The organism is uncultured Arcticibacterium sp., assembly GCF_964021845.1.
GTDB lineage: Bacteria > Bacteroidota > Bacteroidia > Cytophagales > Spirosomataceae > Arcticibacterium.
The window spans coordinates 554,851-567,912 of sequence record NZ_CAXHZC010000001.1 but is presented as its reverse complement, the minus strand read 5'-3'; the positions used below and the strand labels follow the sequence as shown (position 1 = coordinate 567,912).

The 13,062-nt window shown below is 36.0% G+C and carries 11 protein-coding genes; all 11 read left to right on the top strand.

Going from position 1 to position 13,062, the window contains the following annotated elements:
• Positions 1 to 36 precede the first annotated feature (36 nt).
• The 11 genes from AADJ06_RS02340 (at position 37) to AADJ06_RS02290 (ending at position 12,520) form a co-directional block, all read left to right on the top strand.
• Positions 37 to 1,323: an efflux RND transporter periplasmic adaptor subunit gene (locus tag AADJ06_RS02340; RefSeq protein ID WP_341224785.1), complete on the top strand. Its 1,287-nt coding sequence runs from the start codon at positions 37 to 39 to the stop codon at positions 1,321 to 1,323.
• Positions 1,324 to 1,623: 300 nt separating this feature from the next.
• Positions 1,624 to 2,040, top strand: coding sequence for a transcriptional repressor (locus AADJ06_RS02335; protein WP_341224784.1), 417 nt, complete (start codon positions 1,624 to 1,626; stop codon positions 2,038 to 2,040).
• A 50-nt stretch (positions 2,041 to 2,090) separates the two neighbouring features.
• Entirely contained in the window at positions 2,091 to 2,414 is a 324-nt protein-coding gene (locus tag AADJ06_RS02330; RefSeq protein ID WP_341224783.1) for a DUF6660 family protein, read from the top strand.
• 76 nt (positions 2,415 to 2,490) lie between these two features.
• The gene (locus tag AADJ06_RS02325; protein ID WP_341224782.1) at positions 2,491 to 6,810 is read left to right on the top strand and encodes a CusA/CzcA family heavy metal efflux RND transporter; all 4,320 of its coding nucleotides are present in this window, start codon (positions 2,491 to 2,493) and stop codon (positions 6,808 to 6,810) included.
• A gap of 11 nt (positions 6,811 to 6,821) precedes the next feature.
• The gene (locus AADJ06_RS02320) at positions 6,822 to 8,042 is read left to right on the top strand and encodes an efflux RND transporter periplasmic adaptor subunit (RefSeq protein ID WP_341224781.1); all 1,221 of its coding nucleotides are present in this window, start codon (positions 6,822 to 6,824) and stop codon (positions 8,040 to 8,042) included.
• An 11-nt stretch (positions 8,043 to 8,053) separates the two neighbouring features.
• A complete protein-coding gene (locus AADJ06_RS02315) occupies positions 8,054 to 8,692 on the top strand; it encodes a methyltransferase domain-containing protein (RefSeq protein ID WP_341224780.1) in 639 nt (212 codons plus the stop codon).
• Between the two features lie 16 nt (positions 8,693 to 8,708).
• A complete protein-coding gene (locus AADJ06_RS02310; RefSeq protein ID WP_341224779.1) occupies positions 8,709 to 9,293 on the top strand; it encodes an isoprenylcysteine carboxylmethyltransferase family protein in 585 nt (194 codons plus the stop codon).
• Complete coding sequence (merTP, locus tag AADJ06_RS02305; RefSeq protein ID WP_341224778.1) at positions 9,290 to 9,913, top strand: mercuric transport protein MerTP; 624 nt, start codon at positions 9,290 to 9,292, stop codon at positions 9,911 to 9,913. The genes AADJ06_RS02310 and merTP overlap by 4 nt, the downstream gene beginning before the upstream one ends.
• Positions 9,910 to 10,128: a GDCCVxC domain-containing (seleno)protein gene (locus AADJ06_RS02300; protein WP_341224777.1), complete on the top strand. Its 219-nt coding sequence runs from the start codon at positions 9,910 to 9,912 to the stop codon at positions 10,126 to 10,128. Before merTP ends, AADJ06_RS02300 begins: the two co-directional genes overlap by 4 nt.
• Entirely contained in the window at positions 10,118 to 10,489 is a 372-nt protein-coding gene (locus AADJ06_RS02295; RefSeq protein WP_341224776.1) for a VOC family protein, read from the top strand. Before AADJ06_RS02300 ends, AADJ06_RS02295 begins: the two co-directional genes overlap by 11 nt.
• A 3-nt stretch (positions 10,490 to 10,492) precedes the next feature.
• Positions 10,493 to 12,520, top strand: a complete 2,028-nt coding sequence (locus tag AADJ06_RS02290) for a heavy metal translocating P-type ATPase (protein ID WP_341224775.1) — start codon at positions 10,493 to 10,495, stop codon at positions 12,518 to 12,520.
• The last annotated feature ends 542 nt before the right edge of the window (positions 12,521 to 13,062 follow it).

Here is a 13,062-nt window from a genome sequence, read left to right as displayed (position 1 = left end):
AAATGTTGCCAATAGCAACACTAAAAAATAACAAAGATGAAAAAAATAAATCGCAAAACACTGGCTATCGCCCTAACTACCTTGATGATAGGATTTCTGTTTGGCTGGCTATTTTTTAGCGGGGCTGATTCTAAACCAGATGACCACAATCATGCTGCTATGAAAAGCGGCTCGGAAGTTTGGACTTGTTCTATGCATCCTCAAATTAGACAAGGTGAACCTGGTTCATGTCCTCTTTGTGGAATGGATTTAATACCTGTAGATATGGGTGATAAGGATGATGAAAACTCTATGGAAGTTAAGATGTCACCTACGGCTATGCAATTGGCTAATGTCCAAACTACCATCATTGAAAAAGGGAAAGCCACAAAAGAGTTACGATTGTCAGGCAAAATTCAAGTAGATGAAAGGTATTTATCATCGCAAACTGCTCACCTTTCAGGAAGAGTAGAAAAGTTGTATATCAATACGACTGGTGAATACGTACCAAAAGGAAAAGTAATCGCAGAAATTTATTCGCCAGAATTGGTAACGGCTCAAGAGGAATTGTTTGAAGCTCAAAAAATGAAGGCCATGCAGCCACAATTATTTGAAGCATCTAAGGAACGTTTAAAGAATTGGAAACTTAGCAATACTCAAATAGATGGCATTTTAAAAAGTGGTAAACCACAGGAAACATTTCCGATACTTTCTGATATTAACGGTATAGTAATCAATAAGAAAATTCAGCTTGGAGATTATATAAACAGAGGTTCGGCTTTATTTGATGTCGCTAATTTATCACAAGTTTGGGTATTGTTTGACGTATATGAAAGCGATTTAACATGGATTAAAACGGGTGATGTTATTGAATATTCAGTTCAGTCATTTCCTGGACAGAAATTCAAAGGAAAAATAAGTTTTATAGACCCCTTTATAAATCCTGCTACAAGAGTTGCAAAGGCAAGAATTGTAACTAGCAACCAAGGCGGTAAGCTTAAACCAGAAATGTTTGTTACTGGCACGGTATCGAGCCAGGTTAAAGGAAGTCAATTTAATTTAGTCGTACCAAAGTCAGCCGTAATGTGGACAGGCGAGCGTTCGGTGGTTTATGTAAAATCGTTAAAGGAGCAAGGAACACATTTTGCAATGAGAGAAGTTACGCTCGGTGCATCTCTAGGTGCCTCCTACATCATTTTAGATGGACTAAAAGATGGAGAAGAAATCGTAACGAATGGTGCATTTAGTATAGATGCCGCCGCACAATTAGCAGGAAAACCAAGTATGATGAATCCAGAAGGTGGTAAAGCAATGACAGGCCATGACCATGGAGAGATGCCTTAAAATTCACTTGATAAAACTGTTCAGAACTCACTAGTTAATCATGACTTCTTTTGTTTTGAGTGAAATTTATTATTGGCAGAAAGGCTTCATAAGTTTAGACAAAGTCTATTTTGATGCCGCCAACGTAATGAAAGAGATAATAATAGCTTATTTTGATAATTTAAGCCATATATATTATAGTTCCACTTAAGAGAAGATGCTGAAAATTAGAATTAAGTACCCTGAAATGGTAGCCAAGATATTTTCGCATTTCGATGCAGATAGTTTACCACCTTTCGGTCAAAAGAATTTATGGGTTTTATGATGAATAATAAAATAGAAAAAAAACTCTCAAGTAGAGATATTAAACCAACTGCAATGCGAATACTCGTTTTGCAATTTTTGATGGAACAAGAGAAGACCGTTTCGCTCCATAGTATTGAAGATGCATTCGAAATGGCAGACAAATCGACCATTTATAGAACTTTAAAAACTTTTGAAAAGAATAAATTAGTGCACACAATAGATGATGGGACAAAACAACTTAAATATGCCCTATGTCTAGAAAGTTGCCAATGTGAAGCCATCGATTTACACTACCATTTTCATTGCAGTAGCTGTCAAAGCACCTATTGTCTCACTAATCATAACATACCTAAAATAGATTTACCAAAGAATTTTCAAATGCATCAAGCCAATATGGTCATAAAAGGACTATGTGCAGAATGCCACAAGTAAACTTTGCAACTGACTTGCACTGATATTACCTTATCTTTGTCAATAATTAGATGAAGATATTCACTTTCATATTATCAATTTACATTACAGCACTTACCTTAGTGCCTTGTAGTGATGGTCTTGCCCACAAGGCAGAGAATATGTCTTCCGAAATTTCTATGAATCATCAAGACCACAATCACCCTGGCCAAAGTCAGGATGATTGTAGCACATTCTGCAGTTGTGCTTGTTGTGGCTCTTTAGTGGTATTGCCCACTACCTATCATATTTCACAAGCAAGAGTCGATTTATCTTCTTCCTATACATTCCTCTACACTTTTGATTATTCCTTTGATTACAATAAAGGAGTATGGCATCCGCCATGTATTGCATAATCCTATTTTAATAGGACAGCTATGTCCTTTAGACATTTTGTAAGGAATATTTAATACAAGAAATCAATATAATTTTATGTTCGATAAGATAATCGCCTATTCGGTTCAGAATAAGTTTGTTATAGGGCTATTTATGGCTGCTTTAACAATTTGGGGGGTGTTTTCACTTCGCCAAATACCCATTGATGCGGTTCCTGACATCACAAACAATCAGGTACAAATCATAACCATTTCTCCTACTTTGGCTACGCAAGAGGTGGAGCAGTTTATTACTACACCGGTAGAATTGGCTTTACAAAACCTTCAAAAAGTAGAAGAAATAAGGTCTATTTCCCGTTTTGGGCTTTCGGTTATCACTGTAGTTTTTGAAGAGAATTATGATATTTATTTAGCTCGACAGTTGGTTACAGAACGCATAAAAGAAGCCGAAAACGCTATTCCCGCAGGTTTGGGTACACCCGAAATGTCTCCAATATCTACAGGTTTAGGCGAAATATATCAATACGTAGTGAGACCCGAAAAGGGCTTTGAAGAAAAATATTCAGCTACTGACTTAAGAACTATTCAAGACTGGATAGTAAAAAGGCAACTTTTAGGCATTGAAGGCGTTGCAGAAATCAATTCAATGGGTGGTTACTTAAAACAATATGAAGTAGCCATTAACCCCGACTTACTAAAATCTTTAGGTATTAGCATTTCAGATGTTTTTGTGGCACTTGAAAAAAGTAACGAAAATACAGGAGGTGCCTACATAGAGAAAAACTCAAATGCCTATTATATCCGTTCCGAAGGTCTTGCAAAATCATTAGATGATATTGGAAACATAGTAGTAAACGAAACTGGCAGTGTTCCCATTTTAATAAAAGATGTAGCAAGCTTGCAATATGGCAAAGCACCACGTTATGGAGCACTGGTTCGCGATGGAGAAGAAGTAGTAGGTGGAAAAGTGATGATGTTTAAAGGAGCAAATTCTTCTGAGGTTACCGAATTGGTGAAAGAAAGAGTTATTCAAATTCAAAAATCACTTCCGAATGGAGTAGTTATAGAACCCTATTTAGTAAGGGATAAATTAGTTAAAACTGCTATTGGAACGGTAAAGAAAAACTTGATTGAAGGAGGGCTTATAGTCATATTTATATTGGTGTTACTTTTAGGGAATTGGCGAGCGGGTTTAATAGTAGCTTCGGTTATTCCTTTTGCCATGCTCTTTGCGGTATCTATGATGAATTTATTGGGAATCTCAGCTAACCTCATGAGTTTGGGAGCTATAGATTTTGGTTTAATAGTGGATGGTGCAGTTATTATTGTGGAAGCCATAGTGCACAGGCTTCAAGTAAAGCATTCAGGCAAATTATTAAGCCAATCAGAAATTGATGGAGAAGTCATCTCCTCTTCTCAAAAAATAAGAAGCTCAGCAGCCTTTGGAGAGATTATCATTTTAATGGTTTATATCCCAATTCTCGCTTTAGTTGGTATTGAAGGTAAAATGTTTAAACCCATGGCTCAAACTGTTATGTTGGCCATTACCGGGGCATTGATTCTTTCTTTAACCTATGTGCCTATGATGGCAGCACTTTTTCTCAATAAAAAGGTTTCGAACAAAAGAACAATTGCCGATAAAATCATAGACTTTTTTCAAAGAGGATATACGCCTATTCTAAATAAAGCATTACAATTTAAGCACTTTTTTGTAGGAGGCACTATCGTACTTTTTTTGATAAGCATTTTTGTTTTCAGCCGAATGGGAGGCGAATTTATTCCCACATTAGAAGAAGGCGATTTAGCCATGCAGCACATTTTACCACCCGGAAGTTCGCTTTCTCAGAGTGTTGAAACTTCCAAAATGATTCAGACAAAACTCTTGAAAGAGTTTCCTGAAATAACGGATGTAGTAGCCAATATTGGTTCAGCAGAAATCCCTACGGACCCTATGCCAGTAGAAATTGCGGATTATGTTTTGGTAATGAAACCTAAAACTGAATGGTCCTCGGCAGATAATAGACAGGAAATGTTTGAGAAAATAGAAAAGTCGCTATCGTCAATACCTGGCGTTGGTTATGAATTTTCGCAGCCAATTCAGATGCGTTTTAATGAACTAATGACTGGTACTAAAGCCGACATAGCTATTAAACTCTACGGAGAAGACTTAGATATGATGTTTCAAAAAGCTACAGAAGCAGAGAAAATCATAAAGAAAATTGACGGTGTTGGAACGGTGAATGTAGAACAAACAGTGGGTATGCCTCAAATTATCATCAATTATAAGTATGATAAAATGGCACAGTATGGTTTACATATTAAAGAAGTGAATCAGGTCATTCGGTCAGCTTTTGCAGGTGAAAAAGCAGGGGTTATATATGAAGGCGAAAAGCGATTTGATTTAGTAATTAGACTGAATGAACAAAACAGAACTGGAATTGAGGATGTAAAAACCCTTTTCATTACCCTCAAGAATGGCACTCAAGTACCATTAAGTAGTGTTGCCGAAATTGATTTGGTAGATGCACCCATGCAAGTTTCTAGAGAAAACACCAATCGTAGAATAGTCATTGGTGTAAATGTGGGGAATACGGATGTGGAGACTTTAGTGGAGAAAATTCAAACCGAATTAGATACCAATGTGAAATTACCAACGGGTTATTATTTTACTTATGGTGGGCAGTTTGAAAACCTAAAAGCAGCAAATGCAAGATTATCTGTAGCTCTTCCTATTGCTTTAGCTTTAATTTTTATTCTACTCTATTTTACCTTTGGCTCTATGTCTCAGGCAGCTTTGATTTTTACTGCAATACCATTATCGGCCATTGGTGGAATATGGGCATTGCAGCTAAGAGGCTTGCCTTTTAGTATATCAGCTGGTATTGGTTTTATTGCTTTATTTGGTGTAGCTGTTTTAAACGGTATTGTACTCATAGGCTATTTCAATGAACTCAAAAAAGAAGGAATTACTGATATTAAAGAAAGGATAATTACAGGCACAACAGTAAGACTTAGGCCAGTTTTAATGACTGCTGCAGTAGCTTCATTGGGTTTCTTGCCTATGGCAATTTCTTCCTCTGGCGGTGCTGAAGTACAGCGACCCTTGGCAACAGTGGTTATTGGTGGTTTACTTACTGCTACCTTTTTAACCTTAGTTATTTTACCCGTTTTCTACTTTTGGTTAGAAAAATGGAAAGAGCAAAAGTTTAATGGCTTAACAGCGGCAAGGGGCGGAGCATTGACCGTGGCACTTATTATGGGTGTAATGTTTTCTAGTCAGGCACAAAACAGACCAATTGATTTAGATAATGCCATTTCCGTAGCATTAGACAATCACCCCAATATAAAAGCAGCCACTTTAGACGTAGAAAAAAATCAGTCCTTACAAAACCTAAAGTATAACCTCGGGAAGACTGATTTTTCCTATCAGGGCAATGGTTTGGTTGACACTCAATATGGTCAACAAGTAAACCAAATAGGGTTTATACAGAGTATTCCAAACCCATTAATAAATAGGGTGCAAAATAAATTACAAGATGCCCATACAGTACAAAGCAGTGCTCAAAAAGAGATTACCGCAAATGAACTTAAATGGAAAGTAAAGCAACTTTATTATGATATTCAGTATAAAAAGGAGCTAGAAAGTCTATATGATACGCTAGTTACTACTTACAAGGAATACCATAGAAAAGCCTTAGTAAGAGAACAAGCTGGTGCAGTAAATCGAATTGAAGTACTTACGCTTCAATCAAAATGGAAAGAATATGAGCTGCTTTCAAACCAAGTGAAAATTGAAATTGCGAATTTAAACAAGCGTTTCCAATTATTACTAAATGCTAGTGAACCCCTTACCACAGCCAATAGCCTTTCTGTGGCCAGTTATTCTAATCAAACAGATTTAATGTCTAATCCGCTTTTGTTACAGAGTAAGCAGATGGTTGCTATTGAATCTGCCAAAGTAGATGTATTGAAATCTGAATTAAAACCAAACTTTAATTTTGGCTATGCTCCACAATTGTTTAATCAGGGTGGCTTTCTAAATGCCTTTCAAGTGGGTGTATCTATTCCTTTATTTAATGAACAGGTTAAGAAAAGAATTAATGCTCAAAAAACGCAAGTGGAAATAGGTAACTATCTGTACCAAAGTAAATTAACTGCTTTCAAAGGAACCCAATTAGAAATACAAAACTCTTTAATCCTTTACAAAGCAGGAGTGGATTTTTACAAAGAACAAATAGAGAGGATTAATCCGGAAATTGTAAGGATAAGCCAGCTGAATTACGAAGCAGGTGAAATTTCATATTTAGAACTCTTAAACACCCTACAATTAATGGCTTCCAACAATAAAAATTATTGGGACCAAATAATAGCCTACAATAAGGCTGTAGTGGATTATCAATTTCTTACAAATCAATAAAGAATACAAAAATGAAAAATATAAGATATATAATAGCAATTTTTACGCTTGCACTTAGCGTGGTGCTTGCCTCTTGCGGAAGTAGGAAAAACCAAGAAAGTGAAACTAATGAAGAGACAGGAAAAGTCATTCAAATAGAGGGAGAAGGAGATAATCATAGCTCTGAAGAAGGAATACATCTTACAAAAGAACAAGCCAATACCATTGGTTTAGAATTTGGAGATTTATCAACCATAAAAATAAACGACTTTGTGCACGCTACAGGCAGCCTAGGCTTACCACCCAATGCACTTTCTTCTGTTTCGGTAAAGGCTAATGGCATTTTAAAAAGTACAAAAAAATATGTTGAGGGAAATTACATTAAAAAAGGAGATGTAATTGCTTACTTAGAAAACACCGAATTTATTATTACCCAACAAGATTATTTAGAGGCGAAAGCACAACTTCATCTAAAAAAATTAGAAGTTGAGCGACAAAATTCTTTGGTAGAATCTAATGCAGGAGTTATGAAGAATTTACAAAATGCTCAGGCAGAAGTGGCAATTTTAGAAGCTAAAACACAAGGTCTTTCTAAGCAATTATCGTTTTTAGGAATATCAACCGCTAGTCTTACGCCAAGTACCATTCGCCAACAGATTGCTGTGGTTGCTCCTACGGGCGGCTATATTTCCAAAATCAACTTTCACAATGGTATGTATGCCCAATCTTCTGTTTCCTTGATGGAAATTATTTCATCGGAACATTTACATTTAGAATTAGATGTATTTGAAAAAGATATTGCCAGCATAAAAAAAGGACAAAAAATCAGCTATTTGGTTCCTGCTCTCGGGCAAACGATTTATTATGGTAGCGTAGATGTGATAGGTAAAGAGTTCAATTCCGACTCTAAAACAGTCCGTGTTCATGGCCATTTAGATGGCGTAAAACCTCAATTTTTAAAAGACCTGTTTTTAAATGCTAAGATATTTCTCACGAATGTAGAAACTACTGCACTACCTGAGAAAGCAATTATTAAGGACGGAGAAAGCAGCTATGTTTATGTAGCTCACAATCAAAAAGATGCTGCCGAAATACAATTTGAAAAGATAAATGTATTAACAGGCTCAACAGATAATGGCTTCACAGCAATAAAATTGTTGGACGCCATTCCTGAAGGTATGAAAATAGTAACAAAAGGGGCATATTATGTAAATGCTCAATCAAAAGCAGGTGAATTAGAACACGAAGATTAAAATCAACTATCATGAGAAATAGTTTAAAAAAGGCAATCAACTACTATGATATATTTGCCCAAGTGTATGATTTGTTCTCTCCGAAATGGTATTACCATGAGGCCAGAGATTATTCAATTAAGCAATTACAACTTAAGGAAGGCGATACTATTCTGAATCTACCATGTGGTACTGGTCAGAACTTCGAATATATTCAAGAGTACATAAATAATACAGGCTTGATAATCGGAATTGACCTTTCTGATGGGATGCTGAGAAAAGCAAAACGAAAGGTGAATCAGAATGATTGGAAGAATATCCATATCATACAAGAAGATGCCACTAAAGTTAATACCACCTGGCTTGCAACACAATATGACAATACACTAAGAGCAGATGTTATACTTTGTGATTTAGGATTATCTGGATTTCCTGCTTGGGAAAAAGTAATTGACAATCTCTACGAGCTTTTAGCACCCCAAGGACGGTTGGTTATTATGGATTGGTATTTACCCAAACCTACTTTAAGAGGAGAACTTATCAAATGGATAGGAAAAGGAGAAGTAGATAGACCTATTTATCAATATCTACAAAGCAAAACCAATGACTTTAGTGTAAATACCTCCTTTAATAGAGGTGGCGTATTTGTAGCAACAGGAATCAAATCTTAACTAATCAAAAATTATTATGTATCTATTTATATTTTTTATCGTTTATTTTCTATTGGTATTTGTACTTAGGTCATTATTACTTTGGAAAAAGACCAAGGTAAATCCGCTCACTTTCAACAAAGGAGATGATGCACATGGCTACAATGGAAAAGTCTTTGGTATTATTTCTATCATAGAACTAGTTGTAGTTTCCATTTATGCCTTTATTCCAGCTTGGCATAAGTTTCTATTGCCCATTTGGTATTTAGAAAATGAAACCTTGGTTTATATAGGATGGGCATTACTTATCTTATCCCTTCTATTTGTATGGTTTGCTCAGTCTAATATGAGAGAATCATGGCGTATCGGTATAGATGAAGAAAACAAAACCGAATTAGTAACCAGTGGTTTTTTTGCCATTTCTCGAAATCCAATTTTTTTAGGAATAATGATAGGAAACATTGGCTTGTTTTTGGTGCTGCCAAATGCCTTTACATTACTAATAATTGCACTTTCTGCAGTTAGTATCAATACACAGATAAGATTGGAAGAAGAATTCTTAGCTAAGGAATTTGGAGAACCTTACAATCAGTATAAATCAAAAGTAAATAGGTGGTTATGAAAAAAGAAAACAAATTAATTGGTGCAGGTTTGATTACTGCAATTGGAGCTTCTTTGTGCTGTATCACACCTGTTTTGGCATTAATTGCAGGAACAAGTGGTGTTGCATCAGCATTTTCTTGGATAGAGCCATTTAGACCTTATTTAATCGGTCTGACACTTCTAGTTCTTGGTTTTGCCTGGTATCAAAAATTAAAGCCGAGAAAAGAAATTGACTGCGAATGTGAGAAAGACGACCTGCCTGGCGGCAAGGCAGGAAAACCAAAATTTATTCAATCAAAGAAATTTTTAGGAATTGTATCTCTATTTGCAATTGTGATGTTGGCTTTCCCATTCTATTCTGGAATCTTTTACCCTAATACAGAAAAGCAGGTTATCGTAGTTGACGAATCAAACATTAAAATAATGGAATATAAAATCACTGGTATGACTTGTACGGGTTGTGAAGAACACGTAAATCATGAAGTAAATAAACTTGACGGAATCGTAAAGTCAAATACTTCTTACGCAAATGGAAATGCTATCATACAATTTGACAAAAACAAAACGAATGAAGCTGAAATTGAGAAAGCAATCAACTCGACGGGTTATTCAGTTACCAACAAAAAGGAAAATAAATGAAAACTATATTAAAATCAGAAATTACTTGTCCTGTCTGCGGACAAAAAAAAGTAGAAGATATGCCTACAGATGTTTGTCAATTCTTCTATGAATGTGAAAGTTGTAAAACTGTTTTAAAACCCCTTAAAGGCGATTGCTGTGTTTATTGTTCCTATGGAACTGTAGCCTGCCCATCCATTCAACAGGATAAAAATTGTTGCCAAAATGAAATATAAAGCAAAATCAATTAGAACCTTTATTGGAGCAAAAAACTATGAAGAATCAAGGACTTTTTACAAAGAACTTGGTTTCGAAGAAATAGAACTTTTCGATAATATGAGCCTATTCAAAGTGAATAAAAGCCTGAGTTTCTATCTACAGGATTACTACGTCAAAAAGTGGTGTAATAATTCTATGGTCTTTTTAGAAGTAGATGATGTAGATATATGCCTTAATGAGTTGTTTGGCAAAGGTTTACAGGACAAATATAAATTTGTTCGGTTTACAGAAATTAAAGAATTTGAATGGGGTAGAGAATTTTTTATGCATGACCCTTCAGGAATCTTGTGGCACTTCGGACAATTTAATAACCAATGAATTATGACAAATAATAAAGAAACGCATACACACCAATATGATGAGAACGGCAAACAAATATGCTGTTCTCTTGAACAAAAAATAGATAGAAAAACACCGCCATCATTGGGCCATTCCGATGATGACGGTCACAATCATTCTCATGACCACTCCAAAGGTAGCGAGAGTCCTTGGAAAGAGTATTTTCCATCAATTCTAAGCTTTCTTTTACTTATTTCGGGGATAGCCCTAGACTATTTTGATGTAGCATTTTTTAACGGTTGGGTAAGAGTACTTTGGTACGCAATAGCCTATATTCCTGTTGGTTTACCAGTAATTAAAGAGGCGTTTGAAGCTTTAAAAAAAGGGGAAATATTCACAGAATTTTTCTTAATGAGCATTGCCACGATTGGTGCTTTTGCAATAGGCGAATATCCCGAAGGGGTCGCGGTAATGCTTTTCTATGCCGTAGGAGAATTATTCCAAAGTGCAGCCGTAAGACGAGCAAAGGACAATATAAAAGCCCTTTTGGATGTACGTCCTAAAATCGCGAATGTATTGAGAAACAATTCTTTCCTTAAGGTCAATCCAAGTGATGTAGAAGTAGATGAAACTATACAAATAAGGGTAGGTGAGAAAGTGCCTTTGGATGGAACATTATTATCTGATAAAGCGAGTTTAAATACCGCAGCCCTTACTGGTGAAAGTAAACCACAAAGTATTTTACAAGGAGAAAATGTATTGGCGGGTTCCATCAATATGGATGGGGTAATAGAAGTAAAAACGACAAAATTATTTAATGATAGTTCGGTAGCAAGGATATTAGAACTTGTACAAAATGCAACGTCTAAAAAAGCAAAAACTGAATTACTGATTAGAAGATTAGCTAAAGTCTATACACCTATTGTGGTCTATTTAGCTATTGCAGTCTGCTTCCTTCCTTACTTTTTTGTAGATGCTTATGTGTTTCAAGATTGGCTTTACAGAGCCTTGATTTTCTTGGTAATTTCTTGCCCCTGTGCATTGGTTATTTCTATTCCTTTGGGTTACTTCGGTGGTCTTGGAGCGGCTTCTAAAAATGGTATCTTATTCAAAGGAGCTACCTATATGGATAAGCTAAAAGAAGTAAATACGATGGTAATGGATAAGACAGGAACAGTCACGAAAGGGGTATTCCAAATCAGTCAGATTATGACTTTTAATGATTGGTCAGAAAAGACTTTTATGCCCTTTCTTTTGGCAATAGAAGCCAAATCTACCCATCCAATTGCTAAGGCTATTATGGAATATCAAACAAGTGAGTCAGTAGTAGAAGCATCAGAAATTAATGAAATAGCCGGCAAGGGTTTAGTAGGAATGGTTGGCAATAAAAAGGTTGTTGTGGGAAATCAGAAATTGATGCAGCAATTCAATATCACGACTCCTTCAGAAATAGAAGATATTGTAGAATCAAATGTTTTAGTTGGAATAGATGGAAAATTTGCAGGTTTTGTTACCATTGCTGATGAAATCAAAGAAGATGCAAAAGAGACCATAGCTGCATTCAAAAAAGAAGGCATCAACTTCATTATGATGCTATCTGGCGACAAGGATAGTATTACTCAAAAAATCGCCTCCATACTTGGAATAGCAAATGCAAAAGGGGGTCTATTACCTGAGGACAAGTTAAACGAAGTGGAAACTTTAAAAGAAAACCCCAAAAGAGTAATAGCTTTCATAGGAGACGGAATCAATGACGCTCCTGTCTTAGCAGCAAGTGATGTAGGCATAGCAATGGGTGCCATGGGAAGTGACGTAGCCATTGAAACCGCCGATGTAATTATTCAAACAGACCAACCTTCTAAAATAGTTACGGGGATAAAAATTGCCAAATCTACTCAAAGAATCATTTGGCAAAATATATACATGGCCTTTGCTATTAAAGTAATTGTTTTAATAATGGGTGCAGGTGGCTTAGCTACCATGTGGGAAGCTGTTTTTGCAGATGTGGGAGTAGCACTTTTGGCTATTTTGAATGCGGTTAGGTTACAAAGAATGAGTTGGACTAAATAAGCAATTACCCAAGCCATCGCATAATTACGGCTAATGTAGCGAGCTACCCACAATCTAATCCTTCTCACTACATTCTATGGTGCTGCCGTCATTTTTAAACTGTCATACTTTTTGAGTGGGCATTCCAGAACACAAGCAGCACATTAGGGTAGCAATTAAATTTCTCATATTTAAAAAGAATCGCCAATTGCTACCCTAAAGACCTGTCAGCCGCACACTGCCCAATCAAAAAGTCGCTTCGTTCCAGCCACCTCCACCACTTCGCTTATGCCAGTATAAAAATGTCGGAAGCTACTTAAACATAATGTGGCATTATATAACAGCCTTTTCCAATGCTTGAGCAAGCTCCCAAACGCTCAGGATTTTATATAAAAACATTATGTTAAGTATCCAGCACCATAGCCTCCTATCGTCGGATGCCGTAATAACATTCTCCTAAAACCCCTAATTATAGAATTTCCCTAAAGAATTATACATTGACCCACCCACCCATTTCAGCGGTAAGAAAAAACTAAACTATTTATTAAAGTATCGCCTCCAAG

What these genes read in the sequence shown, in the direction of transcription:
- AADJ06_RS02340 (WP_341224785.1), top strand. Translation starts at nt 37, where the DNA reads ATGAAAAAAATAAATCGCAAAACACTGGCTATCGCCCTAACTACCTTG.
- AADJ06_RS02335 (WP_341224784.1), top strand. Translation starts at nt 1,624, where the DNA reads ATGATGAATAATAAAATAGAAAAAAAACTCTCAAGTAGAGATATTAAA.
- AADJ06_RS02330 (WP_341224783.1), top strand. Translation starts at nt 2,091, where the DNA reads ATGAAGATATTCACTTTCATATTATCAATTTACATTACAGCACTTACC.
- AADJ06_RS02325 (WP_341224782.1), top strand. Translation starts at nt 2,491, where the DNA reads ATGTTCGATAAGATAATCGCCTATTCGGTTCAGAATAAGTTTGTTATA.
- AADJ06_RS02320 (WP_341224781.1), top strand. Translation starts at nt 6,822, where the DNA reads ATGAAAAATATAAGATATATAATAGCAATTTTTACGCTTGCACTTAGC.
- AADJ06_RS02315 (WP_341224780.1), top strand. Translation starts at nt 8,054, where the DNA reads ATGAGAAATAGTTTAAAAAAGGCAATCAACTACTATGATATATTTGCC.
- AADJ06_RS02310 (WP_341224779.1), top strand. Translation starts at nt 8,709, where the DNA reads ATGTATCTATTTATATTTTTTATCGTTTATTTTCTATTGGTATTTGTA.
- merTP (WP_341224778.1), top strand. Translation starts at nt 9,290, where the DNA reads ATGAAAAAAGAAAACAAATTAATTGGTGCAGGTTTGATTACTGCAATT.
- AADJ06_RS02300 (WP_341224777.1), top strand. Translation starts at nt 9,910, where the DNA reads ATGAAAACTATATTAAAATCAGAAATTACTTGTCCTGTCTGCGGACAA.
- AADJ06_RS02295 (WP_341224776.1), top strand. Translation starts at nt 10,118, where the DNA reads ATGAAATATAAAGCAAAATCAATTAGAACCTTTATTGGAGCAAAAAAC.
- AADJ06_RS02290 (WP_341224775.1), top strand. Translation starts at nt 10,493, where the DNA reads ATGACAAATAATAAAGAAACGCATACACACCAATATGATGAGAACGGC.